Annotated in this window: 22 protein-coding genes; 11 read left to right on the plus strand and 11 right to left on the minus strand. The window is 45.5% G+C overall.

The window, feature by feature from the left end:
- Positions 1-140: 140 nt before the first annotated feature.
- The 4 genes from L4C42_RS01940 to L4C42_RS01955 all read right to left on the minus strand — a co-directional run bounded on the left by L4C42_RS01940 (position 141) and on the right by L4C42_RS01955 (position 3,862).
- Positions 141-872, minus strand: a complete 732-nt coding sequence (locus L4C42_RS01940) for a PIG-L deacetylase family protein (RefSeq protein ID WP_353498559.1) — start codon at positions 870-872, stop codon at positions 141-143.
- A gap of 64 nt (positions 873-936) precedes the next feature.
- A complete protein-coding gene (locus L4C42_RS01945) occupies positions 937-1,941 on the minus strand; it encodes an aldo/keto reductase (RefSeq protein ID WP_429759097.1) in 1,005 nt (334 codons plus the stop codon).
- 9 nt (positions 1,942-1,950) lie between these two features.
- A complete protein-coding gene (locus L4C42_RS01950) occupies positions 1,951-2,904 on the minus strand; it encodes a Gfo/Idh/MocA family oxidoreductase (protein WP_353498561.1) in 954 nt (317 codons plus the stop codon).
- Between the two features lie 64 nt (positions 2,905-2,968).
- Complete coding sequence (locus tag L4C42_RS01955; RefSeq protein WP_429759099.1) at positions 2,969-3,862, minus strand: DUF1932 domain-containing protein; 894 nt, start codon at positions 3,860-3,862, stop codon at positions 2,969-2,971.
- Between L4C42_RS01955 and L4C42_RS01960 the strand changes: the two genes are divergently transcribed.
- A complete protein-coding gene (locus tag L4C42_RS01960) occupies positions 3,750-4,004 on the plus strand; it encodes a hypothetical protein (protein ID WP_429759299.1) in 255 nt (84 codons plus the stop codon). The two genes, L4C42_RS01955 and L4C42_RS01960, sit on opposite strands and share 113 nt — an antisense overlap.
- Here the strand turns inward: L4C42_RS01960 and L4C42_RS01965 are convergent.
- Positions 3,972-5,189, minus strand: a complete 1,218-nt coding sequence (locus tag L4C42_RS01965) for a LysR family transcriptional regulator (protein WP_353498563.1) — start codon at positions 5,187-5,189, stop codon at positions 3,972-3,974. The genes L4C42_RS01960 and L4C42_RS01965 overlap by 33 nt on opposite strands.
- 416 nt (positions 5,190-5,605) lie before the next feature.
- On the opposite strand from L4C42_RS01965, the gene L4C42_RS01970 reads away from it, so the two are divergent.
- From L4C42_RS01970 to L4C42_RS02000, 7 genes are all read left to right on the plus strand, one after another.
- Entirely contained in the window at positions 5,606-6,610 is a 1,005-nt protein-coding gene (locus tag L4C42_RS01970) for a TRAP transporter substrate-binding protein (RefSeq protein ID WP_353498564.1), read from the plus strand.
- 65 nt (positions 6,611-6,675) lie between these two features.
- Positions 6,676-7,170, plus strand: a complete 495-nt coding sequence (locus L4C42_RS01975; protein ID WP_429759102.1) for a TRAP transporter small permease — start codon at positions 6,676-6,678, stop codon at positions 7,168-7,170.
- A 9-nt stretch (positions 7,171-7,179) separates the two neighbouring features.
- Positions 7,180-8,445, plus strand: a complete 1,266-nt coding sequence (locus tag L4C42_RS01980; protein WP_353498566.1) for a TRAP transporter large permease — start codon at positions 7,180-7,182, stop codon at positions 8,443-8,445.
- 9 nt (positions 8,446-8,454) lie between these two features.
- Complete coding sequence (locus L4C42_RS01985; RefSeq protein WP_353498567.1) at positions 8,455-9,381, plus strand: AEC family transporter; 927 nt, start codon at positions 8,455-8,457, stop codon at positions 9,379-9,381.
- Positions 9,382-9,427: 46 nt separating this feature from the next.
- A complete protein-coding gene (locus tag L4C42_RS01990) occupies positions 9,428-10,501 on the plus strand; it encodes a Gfo/Idh/MocA family protein (protein WP_429759105.1) in 1,074 nt (357 codons plus the stop codon).
- A 9-nt stretch (positions 10,502-10,510) separates the two neighbouring features.
- On the plus strand, positions 10,511-12,334 hold the full coding sequence (locus L4C42_RS01995) for a bifunctional sugar phosphate isomerase/epimerase/4-hydroxyphenylpyruvate dioxygenase family protein (protein ID WP_429759107.1): 1,824 nt from the start codon (positions 10,511-10,513) through the stop codon (positions 12,332-12,334).
- Between the two features lie 294 nt (positions 12,335-12,628).
- On the plus strand, positions 12,629-13,891 hold the full coding sequence (locus L4C42_RS02000; RefSeq protein WP_429759109.1) for a metal-dependent hydrolase family protein: 1,263 nt from the start codon (positions 12,629-12,631) through the stop codon (positions 13,889-13,891).
- 297 nt (positions 13,892-14,188) lie between these two features.
- Here L4C42_RS02000 and rplY read toward each other — a convergent pair whose 3' ends face one another.
- The 5 genes from rplY to radD form a co-directional block, all read right to left on the minus strand.
- Positions 14,189-14,467 carry a 50S ribosomal protein L25 gene (gene rplY, locus L4C42_RS02005; RefSeq protein ID WP_353498571.1) on the minus strand — a complete coding sequence of 93 codons (279 nt, stop codon included), beginning with the start codon at positions 14,465-14,467 and terminating at the stop codon, positions 14,189-14,191.
- A gap of 161 nt (positions 14,468-14,628) precedes the next feature.
- Positions 14,629-15,996, minus strand: a complete 1,368-nt coding sequence (locus tag L4C42_RS02010) for an ATP-binding protein (protein WP_429759111.1) — start codon at positions 15,994-15,996, stop codon at positions 14,629-14,631.
- A complete protein-coding gene (locus tag L4C42_RS02015; protein WP_353498573.1) occupies positions 15,989-16,645 on the minus strand; it encodes a response regulator transcription factor in 657 nt (218 codons plus the stop codon). Before L4C42_RS02015 ends, L4C42_RS02010 begins: the two co-directional genes overlap by 8 nt.
- 33 nt (positions 16,646-16,678) lie before the next feature.
- Complete coding sequence (locus tag L4C42_RS02020; RefSeq protein ID WP_353498574.1) at positions 16,679-17,101, minus strand: PepSY domain-containing protein; 423 nt, start codon at positions 17,099-17,101, stop codon at positions 16,679-16,681.
- A gap of 72 nt (positions 17,102-17,173) precedes the next feature.
- Complete coding sequence (gene radD, locus L4C42_RS02025; RefSeq protein ID WP_353498575.1) at positions 17,174-18,910, minus strand: DNA repair helicase RadD; 1,737 nt, start codon at positions 18,908-18,910, stop codon at positions 17,174-17,176.
- 70 nt (positions 18,911-18,980) lie between these two features.
- On the opposite strand from radD, the gene rsuA reads away from it, so the two are divergent.
- From rsuA to L4C42_RS02040, 3 genes are all read left to right on the plus strand, one after another.
- On the plus strand, positions 18,981-19,679 hold the full coding sequence (gene rsuA / locus L4C42_RS02030; protein WP_353498576.1) for a 16S rRNA pseudouridine(516) synthase RsuA: 699 nt from the start codon (positions 18,981-18,983) through the stop codon (positions 19,677-19,679).
- Positions 19,680-19,890: 211 nt separating this feature from the next.
- Positions 19,891-21,096, plus strand: coding sequence for a Bcr/CflA family multidrug efflux MFS transporter (locus L4C42_RS02035; RefSeq protein WP_353498577.1), 1,206 nt, complete (start codon positions 19,891-19,893; stop codon positions 21,094-21,096).
- Positions 21,096-21,749, plus strand: a complete 654-nt coding sequence (locus L4C42_RS02040) for a DUF2913 family protein (protein ID WP_353498578.1) — start codon at positions 21,096-21,098, stop codon at positions 21,747-21,749. The genes L4C42_RS02035 and L4C42_RS02040 overlap by 1 nt, the downstream gene beginning before the upstream one ends.
- Positions 21,750-21,930: 181 nt before the next feature.
- Here L4C42_RS02040 and L4C42_RS02045 read toward each other — a convergent pair whose 3' ends face one another.
- Positions 21,931-23,355 (minus strand): DUF2867 domain-containing protein, encoded by a 1,425-nt coding sequence (locus L4C42_RS02045; protein WP_353498579.1) that lies wholly within the window; start codon positions 23,353-23,355, stop codon positions 21,931-21,933.
- Between the last annotated feature and the right edge of the window lie 112 nt (positions 23,356-23,467).

A 23,467-nucleotide genomic window follows, 5' to 3' on the forward strand; every position in this document is an offset into this window, starting at 1 on the left:
TTTGTAATTTAATCCCCACATAAGTGGTCGATTTTGTGATCGTTGCACTATTGCCTCAATCGTGAGGCAATAGAGATATGCGTACAGTTTTATTGCTATTGTTTTGAGTGTTTTAATGCACTCATACACAATTATTCGTGCTACAGCGAGTCGACACATTGCGGGAAGATAGCCTGAAAACCTTCGGCATGTTGACAGCTTCGGCCACCTGCTTGTCCACCAGAGTTTCTTCTAAAGTGATTGCCGCGATTTTCAGCAAGATTTTCATAAAAAGTCCATAGATGTTCCTGACCTTGCATGCATTCGATGGCCGCTTTTTTGCTTTCCCACACTTCAGAGATGTCTAAGAAGGTATTAGGTTTCCATTCCATTTGCTCACTTTGATGTGGTTCGAATAGGTAAACCTGTGGTGCACCAAGTACTTTTTCACCAGGGTTATGACCCCATGCTTGAGCGATCATTCGACATTGAAGAGCGATCTCTGTGGCGTACATGTGATCGGTGTTGTAAGGATCCCATTTAGAGTGCGTCATGATGAACTCAGGTTGAACTTCACGAATTAGGTCGACGATTTGGTATTTGCCTTCTTTGTCGATTTCAAGAGGGTAGTCCCCGAAGTCGAAAAAACGAATGTCGCTAACGCCCAGGGCAGCAGCGGCAGCGGTCGCCTCTTGATGACGGATGCGTTTAACATCTTCAATTGTCATTCCTTCTTGCTTCCATAGCTTTGCTGACTCGCCACGCTCGCCATAAGAAAGACAAGCGATGGTCACTTCATAGCCGAGTTTTTGATGTAAGGCGATGGCTCCGCCACAACGCCATACGAAATCGGCAGAATGGGCACTGATTACTAAAGCTGTTTTCTTTGTCATGTTATTAATCCTTCACTTTCTTTATCGCTCTTTTTTGAGCTTGTTTTCATTGTTTGGTTTGAGGCTAATACTCTTCGGTATCAATCTCTGCTTGTGTCTGTGTGTTGTACCTGCTGCCGATAAACGCTGTTTGCGGCACAGTACGTTCAATTTGATCCAATAGAGCGCTTGAGATTGAATATTGCTGAGCATTCCAGTTGTCTTCTAAGTGCTTGATGCTGGTGGTGCCGGGCAATGCAATCGAGTTGGGTGCTTTTGCTAGTGTCCAAGCTAATGCAAATTGCGCCAATGTTGGGGATGGCAAAGAAGTATTTTCTTCTGCAAACATTGGAAGCAGGCAAGCAAACTGATCGACTGTCGCTAAGTTAGTGCTGAAGTGATCGTCATTGAAGCGCGGCATAGCATTACGAATATCTCCTGCGACAAATTGATTGCTTTGCAATTCACCACTGAGAATTCCACGTCCGACAGGGCTGAATGAAACAAACGCACTGCCAAGCTCACGACACTTATCAATCACAGCGATTTCAGCATTTCTAGACCATAGGGAATACTCCGATTGCACTGCTGCAATAGGGTGGATGCAATGCGCTTTTTCAAGTGTGGTTGCTGACACTTCAGATAAGCCAATGTGTTTAATCTTGCCCTCGTCGACGAGTCTTGATAGCTCGCCCACACTCTCTTCTATCGGAACTGATTTGTCCCAACGATGCAGGTAATAAAGGTCGATCACATCGGTATTTAATCGACGGAGTGCTTGCTCACAAGTCTGGCGAAGGGTTTCAGGGCGACCATCTATGGTGCGTTTACCATTCGCTCCTTTGAACATGCCGCACTTACTTGCAAGCAAATATTCATTGCGGCGATGTCCCACCGCTTTAGCTAGCAGTTGCTCGTTGTCTCCGAACCCATACAGCGCAGCGGTATCTAGCATGTTGCAACCGAGATCTAGTGCTTGGTTGAGAAGTTCAATACCGTGTTTCTCAGTCGGTGGTGTCCCATAGGCGTGGGACAGGTTCATACAGCCTAATGCCACTGGAGCTAACGTAGTTCCGCCAATCTTTCGCATTCGTCGTCCCTACTGTTCTTGTAGTTGTTGTTCAAGTTCATGTAGGGTTTCCATCGCGGGTAAGCAGCTTGCAACGCTGGAATTAGGTTCGCGACCTGTGCGGATAGCGTCGATAAACTCTCTATCGATCAGTTCGATACCATTATTCGAAACAGCAACACCTTCAAGCGAGATAGGGTTCTCATTGCCATCAAATAAGTCGTCATAACGTGCAATGTAGGTTCCCTCATCGCAGATATAACGGAAGAAGGTGCCAAACGGTCCATCATTGTTGAATGACAAAGACAGTGTACACAGCGCGCCTGATGGGGTTTTCATTCCAATGCTCATGTCCATGGCAATGTTAAGTTCAGGATGAATCGGTCCTTGCATTGCTTGAATTTTGGAGGCTTTTTGACCCGTTTGATATTGGAAAAGATCGACGGTATGGCAAGCGTGGTGCCAAAGTAGGTGATCAGTCCACGTTCGCGGCTCTCCCTTAGCGTTGGTATTGGTGCGGCGGAAGAAATAGGTTTGAACGTCCATTTGCTGAATAGTCAGTTCACCTGCGGCGATTTTGTTGTGTATCCACTGATGGCTAGGGTTGAAGCGACGTGTGTGTCCAGCCATAGCAACGACACCGGTTTTCTTCTGTGTTTCAACGACTTTATAGCTGTCCTCGATATTGTCAGCCATTGGTATTTCAACCAAAACGTGTTTGCCGGCCTCCATACACTGTATTGCTTGTTCAGCGTGCATTTGGGTTGGCGTCGCAAGGATCACTGCTTGGAAGTCGTCGGACTTCAGCGCTTGTTCGAGAGAACTGAAGCCTTGTGCTGCTTGATATTTCTCGGTAATTAGCTGGTCAAGCTTGTCCTGCTCTGGTGCCACCAAGGCAGTTACATTGACGTCTTCGATATTACGTAAAGCTTCGAGGTGTTTTTGACCAAAAGCGCCGGTTGCGCCTACGACACACACGTTCATAATCATTCCTTTTATATTCAAGCGATGTAGGGTTTGGATTGGTAATATATTTTGCATTCGCGAGTTAATTTGGCGCGTGCAAGTGTTTGATTATTTCATCTGACAGTTCTTCCAAGGGCAGTTGCTGCTCTTCTATAGGCATAGCGCCCAACATCTGATGCCAGTTCATGGCACCCGTCACCATAGAGTGGTTTATCTTGAGATCCTTCAGCAATGCCTCGACTTCTTTCAGCTCTGAATGTCTTCGCTCTCCGTGATTTAGCATTCTTTCCATGTGGTAGCGACTCAGTTTAGCCAGTGCCAGCTCAGGGTAGGTGTCGCTCAAGGACTTAAGCACTTGTTTTTCCACTCCCGACTTACGTGCAGCAACAAGACATTCGGTAGTGAGTGCTTCAAAGCCTTTGACGAGTATGGAGCGCAGTATTTTAATGCTTGATGCATCTCCAACCCTCTCTGAGATGACTTGCGTCTTAAACCCCAAACTGGTGAGGTAACTGGCGGCTTGTTTTGCTTTAGGACCTGAAAGGTTAACTGGAATCGCTGGAGCGCTGTGAAGTACAGGCGCCATGATAGCAACATCAACATAGTTTGAGCCTTGTTGTTCAGTTAGCCTTGCAAGCTCTTTTTTTGTTTGTGGAGAGCAGGAGTTACAATCCAAAACCAGCTGCTTGTGACCCAGTGACGGGATGATATCTTTTATTGCTGTTTCAGCCTGGTCTGCTGTTACAAGAGAAAACACGACTTGCGCGCCATGAATAGCCTCTTGCGCTCTAAATGTACCTTGGACGCCATAATCGATATATTCGAGAAGTTTTGTTTCCCTAGATATGGATCTATTTGTTTTTATGTCAAACGCATTCATTATTTCTGGGGCTTTATTGCTCCAAGCGGAAATAAAAGATTTCGCTGCTTCACCAAAGCCAATAAATGCAATTCTTGTGACCCTCACTATAACCACCTTGTCGTCTTTAATTATTTTGGTTACAGCAAAACAGTACCATTGGCCATTCGGTATGGATAATCAATTAAAGAGTAAGGGTATTCAATTTTGGGAAAAAGCGGTCGAATTAGACCGCCATTTTGACGCCGTTTGTTCTTAATAATTGCAGGAAATGTTTTTGTACAGAGGTAGCAAACCAGTTCTTGCGAACGGTTAAACCAATAGGTCGGGACTGATCGTCGCCTTCAAAAGGTAGGGCAGTTAGGTGTCCTTCTTTGAGTTCTCGTTGAATTTGATGTTGGGAAAGTAACGTCAACCGATCACTGCCTAGTAGCAGCTCTTTTACCAGCATCTGTGAGCTGGCTTCTACCAGTCGATTTGGCACTTCGATATCACCTTTAGTAAAAAGATCTTCGAACATTTTTCTCGTTGGCGTTGCTTTTGATGATACCACCCAACTGGATTGCTGTAGATCCTCTAAGCTGACATGGTCTTTTTGTGTTAGAGGGTGGTTTGCTCGGCAAAGTATGGTGTTTTTGGACTCGAATAATGTTTCTTGGCGGATGTCAGTGCTTGGTATAGGAAAGCGTAGTGCGCCAATTAAGATGTCGATCTCGCCATACTTTAAGTGGTTAAGAAGATCTTTATAGGGGCCATCAATAACCTGTATTTGGCAGTCTGGGTAAGCTAAGGAGAATTCATTGATAGTGCTCGGTAGTAGGCCTGTTCGAGCAAGAGGTAGGCAGCCGACAGTGATGGTACTACTGTGACGATTACTTAACAGGTCAACTTCATCAAGGCCTTGTTTTATTTCAACAAAAGCAAGCTTACTTGCTTTGTTCAGAACCGAACCCGCTTTGGAGAGCGTAACACCTGTGCTGGTTTTTTCAAACAGCGTGAAACCGAGAATATGTTCAAGATCTTTCGATGCTCGGTATACAGATGATTGGGATACTTCCAGGATTCGACTGGCCTCAGTAAAGCTCTGTCCATTTGCTACGGCGATCAATGCTTTTAATTGGGTTGTCGTGATATTGAAGAGGTAGCGTTGCACACTGCTTTTACGTTGTTTGGTTGCAACTTTGAGTGCGTCAGCAATGCCTTGGCTTATGTTTTCTAGTGCTCGGTCAATTCGAAATGCGAACGTTTTTCCTTGTTCTGTGGGTTTCATGCCGTCGCTGGTGCGCTCGAACAACTCGCTATTGATGTTTTTCTCAAGTTTGGAGATGGCTTGGGTTATCGCGGGCTGAGATAGAAATACAGAATCGGATGCTTTGCTAATACTTCCCGTATGCACGACTTCAGAGATAGCTCGTAAGTGACGTAGATTAGGGATATTAAACATGCAGTTTCCTTAAGTGATTAATTTAACTTAGATGTGTTGATAAGGATGTCGAGACCAGCGATAAAACTAAGAATGATATATAGATATCACTTACAAACACTGTGCCTTTACTGAATGACCTATTAGTAACGGAAAATAGGCGTTTGATGAAGGTGATAACGGTACAATGTTTCGAAAGTGTGACTTAATTCTCTATAATGAATGGCTATTCTCGTGATGTTTATGACTATTTATTGATGGTGTGTAGGTTATTTGCTCCATCTTAAGTTGCTGTTTAAAAAGGATTGTTTTTGTTCTTTAAGTTCTTATAAACGGTATTGTTATCTAAATTTTGAATAATGCTTTCAGTAAGTGAATTTTAACTTGTTAAATCCAAGTGTTAGTTTTATCGGCAATGAAACAGGAGGTTCTACCCGATGAAAACTATAAAAACTGTATCCCTTGCCGTATCCATGGCTTTCGCTGTAAACACTCACGCTGCTGACATCGATATTTCGATTGGGCATGTTGATTCTCAAGATTGGACTATCTCTAAGAAAGGTGCTGCGACACAAGTATTCAAGAATATCGTTGAAGCGGAATCGGGTGGTCGAATCGCCGTTAACATCTATCCATCTGGTCAGCTCGGTGGTGAGACCGAGCTACTACAGTCAGCGCAAGAGGGAATGCTGACGATGGCGATGGTCTCTGGGGCATACTCTAAGCTCTGTAAAGAAGCTAACGTTTTAGAGATTCCTTATCTTTTCCCATCGGCACCGGTTGCCTGGGAAGTGCTAGATGGTGAATTTGGTCAGAAACTAAGCGAGCAATGTCTTAAAACAACCGGTTTACGTAACTTAGCGTACGGTGAAACGGGCTTTCGTCACTTCACTAATTCAAAGCGTGAGATCAAATCCCCAGATGATCTACAAGGTCTAAAAATTCGCGTAATGACAACACCGTTGTACGTTGAGTTACTCAAGTCGCTAAAAGCGGAACCAACGCCAATTGCATTCCCAGAAGTGCCAGCGGCTTTGACTACGGGTGTCATAGACGGTCAAGAAAACCCAGTTAGTGTTATCAGTGCGAACAAGTTCTACGAGCTGCAAAAGTACATCACACTTGATGGTCACGTCTATGGTACCGATTTCTTGTTAATGAATGAGGACTTCTATCAGAGCCTATCTGATGCTGACCGAGCCATCATTGATCGCGCGTCTAATGTAGCAGGAACCGTCGGCCGTGCGATTCAGCAAGTCAACTCAGCAGAGGGGCTTGAAGTTCTCGCACAAAAAGGCATGAAGATTACGTCGCTAACACCAGAGCAACAGAAGCAGTTCCGCGATCAAACGCAACCAGCGGTTATCAAATGGCTAGAGGGTACGGTTGACTCTAAATGGATTGATGGGGCGCTTCAGGCTGTTGAGGCTGCAAGCAAGTAAATCTATTTACTGCGGCACAACGCAATGTCGTGCCGCGGTTCTCTGCTAGGGGAAGGGTAATTATGATGGAACAGTATAAAAAACTCTTAGCGTTTTGTGCGGGTTCATCACTATTTGTACTGTTTTCGGTGATGTTAATTACCACCATCAGTCGCTATTTTTTTAATACGTCGATCTTATGGGGTGAAGAACTGTGCAAATACTCGATGATTTACGGCGTTATGTTTGGTACGTCGCTGTGTTATTTAGAAGGGCTACACATTAAGTTTGCAGTCCTCGACTCAATCAAATCAAGCTTGTTTCAAAAAGCTCTGGAAGTCATCGTTGATATTTTAGTACTGGTGTGTGCGGGTGTCATGACGTATTCCGGCTACCTTTTTGTGATGAAACGCGGTGGCATCGAGTCCCCAGGAATTGGCGTGAACATGTATTACTTTCAGGCCGCGTTAGTGGTAGGCGGCATTTGTTTGATTGTCTCAGCGTTACTGCGCTTGGCCGAACATGTGAAAGTACTGCGTAATCAACAGACTTCTTCTCGTTTAACTCAAGGCGACGTATAAGGATTTACTATGCCATCAATAGCTTTAATGGGCGGTATGCTCGTATTTGGTGTTCCTCTGGTATTTGCCATTATGTTGGCAATGTCATTTTACGTAGCGAGCACTCCTATCTCAATCAGCTTGGTAGCCCAGCGCATATTTAGCGGCTTAGATTCATTCTCGATTCTTGCTGTGCCACTGTTTGTTTTGGCTGGTGAATTGATGAATAAAAGCGGCATCACAAATCGCATTATTGACTTCGCTAATGCGCTGTTTGGTCACCTTCGTGGCGGTCTCGCTCAAGTGAATATTTGGTCCTCTGTTATGTTCGCGGGTATTTCCGGTTCTGCCGTCGCTGATACATCTGCTCTAGGGCGTGTGTTTATTCCTCAAATGGAAAAAGAGGGCTACAGCAAAGCGTTTTCCTCTGCGCTGACCGCAGCCTCATCGGTTATCGGTCCTATGATCCCACCGAGTATTCCGGTAATAATCTATGCATTGATCGCCAGTGGTGTTTCTGTCCCTGCATTATTCCTGGCGGGTATTGTACCGGGTATTTTGTCGGCCATCGCACTGTCTACTTTCGTGTTCTTCTACGCGACTAAGCACAACATTGTTGGTACGACCCAAAGAACGAGTCGCCGTAAAGCATTGGTCAAAGCATTTGTTCCCTTGAGTATGCCAATCTTTATTCTCGGCTCTATTTTGTTGGGAGTGGTTACCCCAACGGAAGCTGCAGCTTTCGCCGCTTTCTATGCGCTATCTGTGGGTATGTTCTTATATAAATCGATCACGATTAAAGACTTACCAGAAGTATTTATGCGATCGATGCGTGACTCATCCATTGTGCTGATTTTGATTGCTGTTGTGTCTGTCGCGAACTGGCTATTAACATTCTCTAGAGTTCCTCAGTTTATTAGCCAACAGGTATTGAGTTCGATTTCTGACCCAATCATGTTCCTCATTATGGTTAATGTCATCCTCTTGGTTGTTGGGTTATTTTTGGAAGGCATTGCCGCAATGCTGATTCTCATTCCAATCTTCCATCCAATAGCAATGAGCTTCGGTATCGACCCAGTCCATTTTGGCATTGTGGTGATTTTTAATCTGATGATTGGTTTGATAACGCCGCCAATGGGGATCTGTTTGTTCGTGTCGAATACGATTTCTAAGGTGGGAATAGCCGCCATATCTAAGCAGGTAATGCCATTATTTTTGCTTGAGGTGTTGGTATTGTTCTTTATTACCTTCGTGCCCCAAAGCGTCCTCTTCTTACCACAATTGCTCGGGTATTAGACGCTAATAATGTTTGTTCTAGAAGTATTACTGCCACTCATATTGATTGTAGTGGCAGGGTTTCTCTCAATCAAAAAACGGCTTTTTAGCCAACAGTTTGTCGCGGAAACCAGCAAGTTCGTGCTGTATGTCTCACTGCCTGCGGTCATAGTCAGCAGTTTAACAAGCATAGAACTCACTCAAGTCATCGACCTCAACTTTATGTTGATTTATGCCATTGCTGGTTTGGTGTCGATGATAGCCTCGATAGTGATAAGCCGTTACATGTTCAAATTTAACTGGACTGAGAGTTACATCAACGGGCTAGGTAGCGGAATGCCCAACAGTGCATTTGTGGGCTTGCCTATTGTTCTCTCGCTTTATAACGGTCAGTACGTTGAAGCGTTTTTAATGTGCGTGCTGGTGGAGAACTTAGTGTTTATTCCCATTAGCTTAGTGTTATTGGAGTTTGCTCAGGGCAAAAGCGCAGGTTGGAAAACTCAGATCATGGGCGTGCTGGAGCGCGTATCCAAAAACCCCATTATCTTGGCGATTCTGTTTGCACTTATGGTCAATATCACCGGTGTCACGTTGCCAAGTTTTGTTGCTGATAGCGTATCCATTTTCGCAACAACATCGGTGGCATTAGCGCTGTTTGCCATAGGTGGGGCATTGGGGCAGTCACTGCAGTTTGAGCAATATAAACGCATCGCATTTGTGTCGTCTATGAAGCTGGTTTTCTTTCCCTTGGTGGCGTTGATGCTGTTATCGCAACTGCCAGTTGAGGGGGACATGCAATACGTACTACTGATTTTTGCAGCGGCACCAATGCTATCTATCTATCCAATTCTTGGTGGCTGTTATCAGCAGCAGCGCTTTTGTTTAAATACGTTGATCGTCACCACAATAGCATCGGGTTTTTCGCTGTCAGTCGTTATCTCACTTACCACATCATAACTATAAACACGCGCCAGAGCGCGTAACGTAAATAAAAGGTTAAAACATGAAACAAGTTAAAATAGCTGTTGTTGGAGCCGGTTTGATCGGAAAAACTCACATCAAACTTGTGTCGGAAAATAATCAATCGACGTTGTCGGCCATTGTTGACCCATTTCCGAGTGCCCAAGCGATCGCGAATGAACATGGCGTGAAAGTTTACTCGAGCTTGGAGGAACTGTTTGCGCAAGACAAACCCGATGGTGTCATTCTTGCCACTCCCAATAAACTACACGCGATCCAAGCCCATGAATGTATCCAAGCTGGGGTGCCTGCTATTGTCGAGAAGCCGGTGACAGATTCCATTGATGATGCGATTGAGCTGTTTAAACATGCCAAGCGTGAAGAAACCAAAATGCTAGTTGGCCATCACCGTGCATATAGCCCTTTACTTGAGAAGGCCAAATCGATTATTGACAGTGGTGAGCTGGGTAAAACCGTGTCGATTATGGGCTGTGCAATGTTTTACAAGCCTGATGATTACTACGATGAAGGCCCATGGCGCAAAGTAAAAGGCGGCGGCCCAATTCTTATTAATATGATCCATGAAATTGGTAATCTCCGTCACTTAGTGGGTGACATTGTTGGCGTTCAAGCGCTCAACTCTAATGCAACGCGTGAATTTGAAGTCGAAGATACCACGGTTATTTCGCTTCGATTTACGAACGGCACACTCGGCTCGTTTTTACTGTCAGACTCTTCAGCAAGTCCTCGCAGCTGGGAGCAAACATCACAAGAGAATAAGTCCTACGCGACGTACGAGACCGAAGATTGCTACCACGTAGCGGGCACCAAAGGTTCGTTGTCTATCCCAACCATGCAAATTAAGACATTCCAAAATGAAGTTACGCCGTCATGGTGGAATGCAATGGAGGAGCGTCAGGAAGAAGTAACAAGAGAAGACCCACTAAAACGTCAGTTGGAACACTTTTGTGCGTTGATCCGTGGCGATGAAAATACCCCACGCGTGAGTGTTTATGATGGCTTGCAAAACTTATTAGTTGTCGACGCCATTATTAAGGCGACCGAAACAGAAGCGTATGTGTCGGTTCAAGATGTATCTGTGTTAATCGATAAATAGGAGCTCAGAATGAAATACTCAATCGCAACGGTTTGTCTATCCGGTACTCTTGAGCAGAAGATGCATGCAGCGGCAAAAGCAGGATTCCATGCTATCGAGATATTTGAAAATGATCTGACTCAATATCGTGGCTCTGCCTCCGATGTAAAGCGCATTGCTGACAGTATGGGCTTGGACATTTTAGTGCTTCAGCCTTTCCGTGATATGGAAGGGATGCCAGATGGTTTGCGCCAGAAGAAATACAAAATGATGGAGCGCAAAATGGAGCTCGCACACCAGCTTGGCACCAAACGCCTAATGATGTGCAGTAACGTACACCCGCGTTCCACAAATAACTTAGACCGCTGCGCGGAAGATCTTTACGCGTTGGCCGAACTGGCTAAGCGTGAAGACTTGGAGCTTGGTTATGAGGCGCTTGCATGGGGACGTCATATTGCTGACTACGATGACGCATGGAATTTGGTGAACATGGTGAACCACCCCAATCTTGGTGTCGTGCTTGATACCTTCCATATGTTCGCACGCGGCAACACGTTAGACACATTACGTAATGATATTCCGGTAGAAAAGATTGCTCTGGTTCAAGTCGCCGATGCGCCAAAAATGCAAATGGACATCTTGCAATACAGCCGACATTACCGATGCTTCCCAGGACAAGGAGACTTTCCGGTCATAGACTTTGTGAAGACGCTGAAGGACAAAGGGTATGACGACTATCTCTCACACGAAGTGTTTAATGATGAGTTTCGAGCCTCTTCCCCTAAAGAGAAGGCCGTTGATGGCATTCGTTCTCTGAAATGGCTAGAAGACCAAACAGACAACTTATTTGAAATGCCGAGTGTGTCTGACCTGAGTTTCATTGAGTTTGCTGTCAAAGATCGAGAGGATAACGCGTTTACTGATGTAATTGAGTCGCTTGGTTTCCAAAAAACGCACAACCATAAAAGCAAAAATGTTGACCTTTATCAGATAGGGGACATCAATCTGATCTTCAATTACGAGAAGAACAGTAATGCGCAAAGCTACCTTGAAGGACATGGTGAGTCGGTATGTGCCTTGGGCGTCTTGACCAAAGATTCAGACCGATTGGCGGAGTTGGCAAAACGCTATAATAGCCCAGCGATATTCCAGGCGCGCCAGGAAAATGAACTAGACATTCCAACGTTAAAAAGCTCAAGTCAGCTTATGATTCATTTACTGGATGAAAATCATGCCGAGAAATTCTACGACGTTGATTTTGTCGCTGTAGAGCCATCTCTGGCCGTCAATGACAACTTATTACGTATCGACCATATTGGTCAGGTCGTGTCGACGGATACGTTATTGTCGAACCTATTTTTCTACAAATCTATCTTTGGCTTTGTTCCTGAAGAGAGCTTTGATCTACCCGATATTAACGGATTGATTACTAGCCGAACCATCAAAAGTCCGAACGAGAAGATTAAGATTGCACTAAACACAACCAATGCTAAGCGCACGTCCGCGCAGAGGTTTCTTAATGAGTCTAATGGAGCGAGTATCAATCAAGTTGCTTTGGAGTGTAAAGATATATTCAAAGCAGCAGAGAACCTTTCGCCTATCTATCAGCTGAAGATCTCCACCAACTATTATCTCGACATACAAGCACAATACGATCTCGATGATGGATTGATTGAGAAGCTGAAACACAACAACATTCTGTACACCGAAGATGAAACGGGCAGCTTTTTCCATTTCTATACAAAAGAAGTGAATGGTCTGTTCTTCGAAGTACTGCAGAGAGTTGATGAGTATAAAAAGTATGGTGAGACCAATGCGTTCATTCGTTTAGCGTCTCAGTCGTACAGCGATTAATGCTCTTGTGACAGCGAATAAATAAGGGTTGATTAGTGACGTTTCTCGGTTGCTGGTCAATTGTTATAAATCTCTCGTCAGTCAACAATTGTTTCGTCAAATAATGTATGTAGATAGAACAAGGTCTGATTCTAAAGCCAACTCGGAAAGAGTTGGCTTTTTTACATCCTCGAAGAAGTAGTTACTGTCGAGTTTGCGCTCTATTGGTGTCGTCAAATGGCCATTTCTGTGTTCGGTGTGCGTTTATGATGAGTGCATCAGCTAACAATGCTCAACAGAAACGAGGAACACGACATGAAAAAGCTAATTACTAACGCGAACGTTTTTAATGGTACTGATGACAAGCTTATCGAGAACGTATCGGTTCTTATTGAAGACAACCTGATTACTCAAATTGGCGACGTCGACCCATCGATCGCTGACGAAATTATTGATGCGAAGGGCGGGATCGTGATGCCTGGGCTAATCGATGCCCACGTTCACATCACGTTATCTGCGGGCTTTACAACGCTTGATGCAATGACAAGAGAAGAGATTGCTATCCGTTCAGCGAAAATATCTCAAGAAATGCTGATGCGAGGGTTTACGACTTGTCGAGATGTTGGTGGCAATACGCTTGGTCTTAAAAACGCCATTGATAGCGGATACGCAACAGGCCCCCGAATTCTGCCATCTCAAGCGGCAATTTCTCAAACTTGTGGCCATTCAGACTATCGCCAAAATCAAGCGCAAGAGCGCCTAGCTAACGGACATGAAGACTCGCCTTTGATGAAAACAGGTACTTTCAAAGTAGCGGATGGTCGTGCTGAAGTGATGAAGGCTGTTCGTGAGCAACTGTTTTTAGGTGCATCACAAATCAAAATAATGGCTGGTGGTGGTGCTTCTTCAACGTTCGATCCATTAGATACACTTCAGTTCACACTTGATGAAATGAAAGCAGCGGTAGAAGCGGCATCTGACTATGGCACTTATGTAGCAGCGCACATCCACACCATTCCGGCAATGAAAAGAGCAGCCGAAGCTGGAGTTAAGTGCTTTGAGCACGCCACGATTATGGATGACGAAGTTGCCCAGATCATCAAAGAGAAAGGGATTTGGGTTGTACCGTCTTACTTCACGTCATCTTTGATTGCTGAGCGCAAAATTCCGCTACCTAACGAAGAGACGTATCGTAAGACCGAGCGCGTTGGCAAGGCGATGTTTAAGTCAGCCGATTTGATTAAGAAGTACCAAATCGAAAACTTGGCGTTTGGCACTGATTGTGTGGGCGCATCGAATGTCCATGAAACTCAGATGCAAGAGCTAGGAGCAATTGAAAAGACGTTCGACACTATTACAGCTCTACGCATGGCAACATCAAACTGTGGACGACTGTTCGAAATGTCTACCTATCAGCACCCATACCAAGAAGGTAAGCTGGGACAAATCGTGGAAGGGGCGTATGCCGACCTTTTAATTATCGATGGCAACCCGTTGGAAGGTGTTGAGTGTGTGATGAGCGATGAGGCTAAGAAAGTGATTATGAAAGACGGTGATATATACAAAAACACGCTGTAGTGATGAGAGAGAAAAGAGCCAGTGTGGCTCTTTTTCGTTAACTGTACGAATTCAGAGGTAGTTTGAAACTATACGATTGAACAGCTAGAACTAGTTTCCTCACAAAGCTATTCTGTATTTCCGGCACTCTATATAGTAACAAGAGGTTAAGAGAGTTTTGCTCTCTTTTAAAACGGTGAAACCCCGATGTTGGTAGCATCGGGGTTTCGAATTTTCTAAAATTCTTGGTTGGTAAGGCCGAGAATCTTTCTATGCATAAGGTTTGGATTAAATCCGATTAATTCCTTGGTAGGGGAATTAGATACGGATGAAGTCCATGTGCTCAACTTTTGGCTTGAACGCGTGACGTTGAACGTCTTGTGGCTTAACCTTAACTTCTTCGCCAGCAACCACTAGAGTGATGCCTTCGTAGAATTCTGGCTTGTCCATTTGGTTTACGATGTCATCGTGGTTTAGAGCAACTGATAGAGGTGCTGCTTCACCACCGTAAACGATTGCTGGGAATTGACCAGCGTGACGTAGGCGGCGGCTCGCACCCTTACCTAGTTCAGTACGTACTACTGCTTCGAATTTCATAGTTTTTACTCTCAAAATAGTAAAATTAACAAATACGTTTTGACATAGCGACCTAGTCAAAACTTAAATCGTTTTAAGGGATCGTAAAGATACTCTCAAAACGAGCGCGGATACTAACATCCATACTGGGGCTCGGCAATAGCAAATTGCTTATATCTCTACTATTTTTCGCCCTTTGCGCGCTTTAGCTTAAGAACTGCGCGCAATCCGCCCATTTTACTCTCTCCAAGCTCTAGTTGGCCACGATAACTGTGCGCCATTTCAGAGACAATATTAAGTCCAAGACCCGTGCCAGGTGTGCTTTCATCCAGGCGAACGCCGCGTTTGGTGACTTCTCGGCATTGCTCTGCTGGAATGCCCGGCCCGTCGTCTTCGATGATGAGTTCGACTTCAGAGTCGTCAATATCATTTGAGTGAACTCGAATTATACTGTTGCCCCACTTGTAAGCGTTCTCTAGTAGGTTGCCAAGCATCTCATCTAAGTCGGCTTTTTCTACAGCGACTTCCAAATCGGTATCCAGCTCGCTAATAAGAGCAATCTCTCGTTCGGCAAAGACCTTGTCAAAGGCGAGTGAGATAGCATCGACGCGCTCGCTAGGTGAAGATTTCACTGCGAGGATGTTCATCGCACCCGCCATACGTGCACGACCTAAGTGGTAATCAATCTGCGCTTGGATTTGAGCGATTTGTGGCTCCAACTTAGCACGGTCTTCAGCAGATAAGCTTTCAAGCTCGTTCTTGAGCACAGATAGCGGCGTTTTAAGTGCGTGTGATAGGTTGCCTGCATGATGCCTTGCTCGTTCAAGAAGCTCCTGATAGTGAAAGAGTAGGGCATTAAGGTCTTTTACCAGCGGCGCGATCTCTTTAGGGTATTGCTCGTCTAATGAGTGCTGTTCGGCAGCCCTTAGACTTTGTAGCTCACGTTGCATTTTCCCTAGTGGACGCAAAGACCAGCTCACCTGGCCAATGATGAGTGCCAATATACCGAAGACCATAACCCCAAGAATGAGCCAGAGCTCACCGGTAAGAGACTCTAGTGTGTCATCAATAGGATCTTCATTTTGGCCGATAATAATAGTGACACCGTCACTTGCCTCTGGCAAAAACAAAGTACGCCTTATCGTGATGAGCTTTTCATCTTTGGCGCCAAAGTAATGGGGCTGTTTGTCTTTACCTTTGGTACGCAGTGTTTGATCCCAAAGAGAACGTGAGCGCAGGGTGTCTTGCTTGGTTTCAATTTGCCAGTAGAGACCACTGTATGGCTGAGTGAAGCGAGGATCGGAAAGTTGAGCCGAAAGAATAAGTTGACCTTTGTCGTCGACCTCGAGGTTGGCGGCAATTTCATCCATGGCATGACCAAGTTGAACTTCGAGATCACTGATTAGGTAATCTCGAACTAACCCAGGAATGGATACGCCAGCGGCAATTGTCATCGCGGAGAGCCACAGCGTCGCTGCGAGCAATAGACGAGTTTTGAGACTGAGCTTTTTGGCTCCCTTGCGTAGTCTCTCTTTGGAAAGATTAGGCATTCAATTGATACCCGAGTCCTCGAACGGTTCTTATGACATTTGGAGCGATCTTTTTACGGATGCGTCCGATGAAGACTTCAATCGTATTGGAGTCGCGATCAAAATCTTGTTTGTAAATATGCTCGACCAGTTCAGTACGGGAAATGACTTTGTCGGCATTATGCATAAAGTAAGCAACAACTTTGTACTCAAGTGCCGTGAGACTCACTGCACTGCCTTGCCAAATGACTTTAGACGTTCGTGTATCTAGGCTCAGATCGCCAATTTGCATCAGTGGAGAGGCGTTACCCGAGGCGCGGCGCAGCTGTGCACGGATACGGGCGATGAGTTCAATCATTTCAAATGGTTTGGTGAGGTAGTCGTCTGCACCTGCGTTAAGGCCTTCAACGCGTTGTGTAAGTGTGTCACGAGCGCTAAGGATTACGACTGGCGTGTTAATGCCTTCATCTCGAATACCTTTTAACACTGTTAGGCCATCGATTTTAGGAAGCCCTAGGTCGAGAACAATCGCATCCCAATCTTCAGACGTAGCGCGATAAAGTGCATCAATACCATCTAGAGCCAGCTCAGGTACCCAGCCTGCGCTTTCAAGAGTTTCTAAGATTTGTTCACCCAATCTTGGTTCATCTTCAACAACAAGAATCTTCATTATCTTTCTCTTTTATTTATAGTTGCTTGCGATTTATTTTTTGATAACTCGTTGTAGATTATGGCCTTTGATCTCCATCATCTCCAGTGTCGTTGCATTGTATTCGACTTTTATAACGTCTTGATCATGCAAGAGCTTGAGCTCGTATATCCATTCGTTATCATCTTCTTCAAGCTCGACTTTTATCACGCGACCGTTGAGATCGTTTTCAACCGTCGCAAATAGCTCTGAGAAAGGTTTGATAAGACCTTGTTGAACGGCATCAAAGACTTCGTCTTGATCTTCATCGAACTCTACGCGAGTATCACCCGTTTCTACATCTTGGACTAACTCGTGACCGCTCTGTTTATTAGCAGCTTGGTCGTCAGAGAAAAAGCCTGCGTTTGCCGTTAAAGGTACGACTAGCGAGGCTGAAAGAGCGAGTGTGGCAAAGATTTTATTTACTGGGTAAGGCATAGCAAGATCTCAGCGTTATCAAACATGGTATTAATATAAAGGGCGAAATATGAATCAAACCTGAACAGGTTTTCAGTTTAATTCATCATCGAATACTTTATCGCGCATTTTCCAGAAACGGCCACTTTTACGAGCAATGACAAAAGCGGGCAATCTAAACCTGTGCTGATTGTTTACCACTTTAGTTGGCGAGGTGGCGTCAAACTCACGATGCTTATCCGCCAAATGCGGGCGCACGAATTTAGATAAAAAGGTCTGTTTTTGCTTTTTGGTGCTCAAAGACCAGAACTCACTCACCTGAGCATCGTTGTCGCCAATGTAATTAACACGCAGACTGCTTTTGCCTTTGTCATCCTTATGAACTTGCAGGTTCATGTCGACGCACTCGAAGACTAATGCGTCTTTAAGGTTGAGCGCCTCTTTGAGTTTTTTATCTGGGTCGACCAAGGTAGCGTCGCACTCGTGACAAATTCGAGCGGCAATGTCGTTATCTGCGCCACATTCAGAGCAGTATTTGGCTCTGAATCGATAGTCGCAGTGTTCACGCTCACCAGTCTCTTCATCGGTAAAGTAGCCTTGGCATTTGCGGCCAAAGTGCTCAATTAAAAAACCGTTGGCATCGAGTTTACCCCAAAAGTCATTGTTAAAGCCGCAGGCAGGGCAGGGGATGGTAATGATTTCCGAGTCTGAATCGGGTTTTGGGTTGCCAACTTCAGGTTGATAGAGATCGTAAGTGTTTCCTGCATAATCGAGTACTAAACATTCCGTTTTTCCATCAGAAAGGCGAAGGCCACGGCCAACAATTTGCTGATACAGACTGACGGATTCAGTTGGACGCAGTATCGCAATTAAATCGACATGCGGCGCATCAAAGCCTGTGGTTAGTACGGATACGTTGACCAAGAATTTGATTTCTCGCTGTTTGAAGCGGGTTATGATGTCGTCGCGCTCGGGCGTTGGTGTATCGCCTATGACGATTTGACTGGCTTGTTCTGGCAGCAGCGAAAGGATCTCTTGTGCGTGACGCACCGTTGCGGCAAAAATCATCACGCCTTGCTTATCCTCACTGTAGCGGATGATCTGCTCCACAATCTGAGGCGTCGCGCGCTTGGACTGCTCAATCACCAAGTCCATTTCCGACTCCTTGTATTTACCCATGCTGGTGGGCTTTAACTGAGAGAAGTCGTAGCTCAGTACTGGAGCATCAATGAGTTTTGCAGGGGTAAGGAATCCTTCATCCAAAAGGTACTGAATCGGAAGTTCAAAAATACAGTCTTTGAAGAAGCGCGGCTCATCGCTACGCACCAAGCCTTTGGTGTGATATTGGTAAATCCAGCCGACACCAAGGCGATATGGGGTCGCGGTCAGTCCAAGTATTTTTATGCCAGGGTTAATATCGCATAAATGACTGATGACTTTTTGGTAGCTCGATGTTTTGGTCTCTGGCACGCGGTGGCATTCATCGATGACCAGCAATGAGAACTGATTGGCGAATGCATCAAGGTTTCTCACCACAGATTGTACTGAAGCGAAGACGACTTGTTCGGAGGTTTCTTTGCGCCCGAGACCCGCTGAGAATATCGACCCTTTCAGGCCGTAGCCTTCATATTTTGCGTGGTTTTGCTCCACTAACTCTTTAACGTGGGCGAGCACGAGTACTCGACCGCGTGCAAGGCGAGCGAGCTCAGCAATGACCAAGCTTTTACCGGCGCCTGTTGGGAGCACGATGACAGCTGGGGTGTCATTTTTGCGGAAATAATGGATAACGGCTTTAACGGAGTCGGCTTGATAAGGTCGAAGCGTGTACATACGGCTCAGTTTTACTCTACATTTTGAAAAACCCCTCTATAATACCCCACGAAATGAAAACGAGGTATTCATGCGTTTAGATAAGTTTTTGTGTGACGCGTTAGGCGCTACACGTAAAGAAGCCACAAGAATCATCAAGTCAGGTGACGTGACTGTTGATGGCGTGATTCAAAAGAGTGGTGCAATCAAGGTAACAGAAGAGAGCTGTGTTGAGTGGCAAGATCGTGAGGTGCGTATGCAAGGGCCTCGCTACATCATGTTATTTAAGCCTGATGGTTTTGTTTGCTCTCATGAAGATGGTTTTAACCACACGGCCTTTGTGCTGCTTGATGAAGTGAAAATGGAAAATCTCCACTTTGCTGGTCGATTGGACGTGGATACTACCGGCCTGGTGTTAATTACCGATGATGGTCAGTGGTCACACAGAATTACATCGCCAAAACACAAGTGTGCTAAGACTTATCGCGTGTGGTTGGCCGATCCTGTTCAGCCAAACTATCAGCAAGCGTTTGAAGAAGGCATCGAGCTTAGAAACGAAAAAGCGCCAACCCTTCCAGCGCAGCTTGAAATCATTGATGATAACGAAGTGTTATTGACTATTCATGAAGGCAAATACCATCAAGTTAAGCGCATGTTTGCGGCACTTGGCAACAAGGTTGAAGGTCTTCATCGTGAGAGTGTGGGTGAAATTGTTTTGGATGAGATGCTTGAGCCGGGCGAGTATCGTTATCTCACTCAAGAAGAAATTGACTCAGTCTGGAAAAAGTAATACTAATAGTTTGATTTATAAGTTTAGATTCATTTTGTGAACACAGTGGCTGTGAGCCCCTAATCTAATCAGTGCAAAGCAGACTGCGCTTTGTGCTGACGACCTTCCTATTCTCGCAGCCAGTTTCACAACCAACCTCACTCAACGGGACGTTGAGTAAAACATGAGCATAAAAGCAAGGAATGCGGCTCATCGACGTTTTAGGAGCGATATGAGTTCTCAAACCACATCGCAGCCCAATACACCCCAACTTGGTTTGTTACTGTTTTTAGTGCTTGGCGCTATTGGTGCATTGACGCCGCTGGCGATTGACATGTACCTCCCTGCGATGCCAACGATCGCGCAGGATATGGGTGTCACCGCTGGCGCTGTGCAAATCACGTTAACCGTGTATACCGCTGGGTTTGCTATTGGTCAGCTTTTGCATGGCCCGCTTGCGGACAGTTTTGGACGCAGGCCTATCTTGTTATTTGGCGTGTTCTTTTTCGGTGTTGCCTCCGCAGTGTGTGCGACCACGACCAGTATTGAATCGCTTACTTTGGTTCGTACTGCGCAAGGGTTTGCTGGTGCTGCTGCCGCGGTGATTATCCAAGCTGTCGTTCGTGACATGTTTGATAAAGAAGACTTCGCGCGCACGATGTCGTTTGTTACCTTGGTTATTACCTTGGCACCTTTGGTTGCACCAATGATTGGTGGTCATCTTGCCGTTTGGTTTGGGTGGCGCTCAATCTTTTGGGTGTTGACCGGCTTTTCGGTGATCGTTATTGCAGCTGTTCTTTGGAAAATTCCAGAGACGCTGGCTCCAGAAAACAGACAACCGCTGCGATTTAGAACCACAATAAAAAATTACCTGCGTCTTTGTCACAACCCAGTTGCGATGGGGCTTATTTTTTCCGGTGCATTTTCATTTGCGGGCATGTTTGCCTTTCTGACAGCCGGTTCGTTTGTCTATATTGATATCTATGGTGTGTCGCCTGATCAATTTGGTTACCTGTTTGGGCTGAACATTGTGACTATGATCATCATGACCAGTTTAAACGGCCGCTTTGTTAAGAAAGTAGGTTTGCACGGTATGCTGCGCTTTGGTATCGGTGTCCAGCTATTTGCTGGCATGGGGCTATTAGTGAGTGGCGTACTTGATCTTGGTATTTGGGGCATTGTGCCGTTTGTGATGCTATTTGTTGGTACGCTGTCTACGATTGGTAGTAATGCTATGGGCTTACTGCTTAGTGGTTACCCGACAATGGCTGGCACAGCTTCGTCGTTAGCGGGTACGTTACGATTTGGCACAGGATCGGTGGTCGGCGCTATTGTGGCGTTTTTACCGAGTGGTACACCGTGGCCAATGATTGCATTAATGGCGATTTGTTCGGTATTATCCGCCGCCTTGTATTGGACGTTTGGAAAGAAAGCGTAATGTCTGCATATTATTCAGAAATTCAAAAGGTCGTGAACTCAGCATTAGAAGAGTTGGCGGCAGAGCACGCAACAGGGAAGTTGATTAACTCACCTGTATCGAATAACCACTTTTTGTTGAGGTGGGTAACACGTGCGATTAAAACTCAACGTTTTGGTAAAGCGACGAGTGCGAACCTTATCCAATGGCAAAAGACTGGGCGTTCTAAGGGCAATGAGTCGATGCTAGAGCCTACGTTCAAACGCATCTCTGCCTATTACGAAGGCTTCTTCGGTTGCGAGATAGCCCCGATTACTGATGCTAAAATCGAGCAGTTCATTGATGATATGGAACAAGCTGGCTGGGGCGTGTGTACGTCGGAAGTATTGACCGATGGCAGCAAAGTCCAATTCTTCACCGATGGCGCCAACTCGTTTGCTGTGTGTGCTAATCAATGTGATGACTGCTTTGATGGTGAGAACCTAGTGAAACCAATGAGCTGGTTTGTTCGTGGTAACCACGCTGAGTTCGTCACGAAAGCTTATGAGGCTGGATTTATGCTTCACAAAGTGACCGATTATAAGTCGAAAGTGAAATACCACGGTGAGTACCTTGTTTATCCACTTAACCAGGGTACGCAGTTAGCGGAAATTCCGCTTTCATTTAAAGCGTAGCTATTTGGTTTTAAAGAGTTGGTTCAAAAAAGCTGGTTTAGAAAAGCGTAGCTCCATCTTAGTTAATGGGTGCTACGCTTTTTTGTTTCTGAATCAATGTCATACTCGTTTAACTGGGCTTGCTATCTGTTTAGTTAGTTTTGCGAATCGCCTTGCTTTACCAACTATTTAGCTTTACGAACTATTTAGATTTGCGAACAATAGCTCGAACCATGCCTTTAAAAATGAACAGGTGAGCTGGCATCATCGCAAACCAATACAGTAGTCCTAAAAAGCCTTTAGGGTGCCACCAAGCGCTGATGTTTATCTCACGTTTGTCACCATGGTCTGTGATGGTGAACTCTAGCCGTCCAAGTCCAGGCCCTTTCATCCCAAATAGAAGGGATAGAAAGTAAGGCGGCTCGCAGCGAATGACTTTCCATGAATCGATAAAGTCACCCACCTTTAGCCCTGGCCCTTCGGGAGAGCGCCTCACCGGACGACCACCACCAAAGAAGATGTCAAGCCACTCTCGGGTTCGCCAAAGTATATTGGCGAAGAAGTAGCTGTCTTTGGGATCGCCAATGGTTTTAACGACATCCCATAGCTGCTCAGCGCTTTTACTCGTTGTGAAGCTCGCTCCGGTTTTTTTAGGATAATAACCATACCCAGCTTGCCAACGGCTAAGTGCTGCGGGCTCAAAACCCCATACATTGCTGCGAATGAATTCACCGTCCTGCTGAATGCTGGATGCGACGGATTGCTGGTAAGAAATGAGCTCTTGCGGGAAGCGCTGCCTAATCGATTGAGAGTTGGCAATAAAATCATGCTCAAGCCCAGCCAGTAGAGCACGGCCGATACTTGAAGGCACGGATGTGACCACGCCGAGCCAGTAAGAGGCGATTTTTGGGGTGAGAAGTGGTGTTGCCCATAGACGCAACGGCTTGCCTATTTGCTGACAAATGACCTCAAATTGTTGGCGATAGGAGAGTACATCGGGTCCACCGACCTCATAAATCTCGCTATTTGGTTCGGCTTCTTTTGATAGTTCAATAAGATAGTGGTTGAGGTTCTCCAGCGCGATAGGGTTGGCTTTAGAATCCACCCATTTTGGCGCGATAAGCACGGGGAGGTTGTAAACAAAATCGCGCATGATTTCATACGCGGCGGAGCCTGGGCCTATTATCACGCCTGCGCGTAATTCAGTGATGGGTACTGTACTGGTGCGTAGTAACTTGCCCGTTGCTTTACGAGCGGCTAGGTGCGCAGAGTTTCCGGTTTGTGGCTGTATGGCGCTGAGATAAATAACATGCTTTACCTCGCTGATTTCCAGCGCATCGCGAAAGTTTTGTGCGAGCGACAGTTCGTATTCTAGAAAATCATGTCCATGCGCCATTCCATGTACTAGGAAATAGACCAGATCAAATTGCGGAACGAGCGCAAGAGTGGCTTCACGATCGGCTAAGTCTAGGTATTCGAAGGTTAAATGTGAGTGGGGGATAACCCGAGCTTTAAGGTAGTCAATTTGCCGCGCTGCAGCGGTTACTTGATAACCTTGAGCGAGTAAAATAGGGATTAGTTGTGAGCCAACATAGCCCGATGCGCCGAGAACCAAAACTCGTTTCATTTCTATCCCTCGATTTTATTACAAGAAAAACTATCTCTCTAAAACTTAACACATTTTAGAAAATTTTCAGAAAAGCTATTCTGCATAGTCGCTGATTTTTCATTGGCGGAAA

Source organism: Vibrio wakamikoensis (genome assembly GCF_050337275.1).
GTDB lineage: Bacteria > Pseudomonadota > Gammaproteobacteria > Enterobacterales > Vibrionaceae > Vibrio > Vibrio chaetopteri.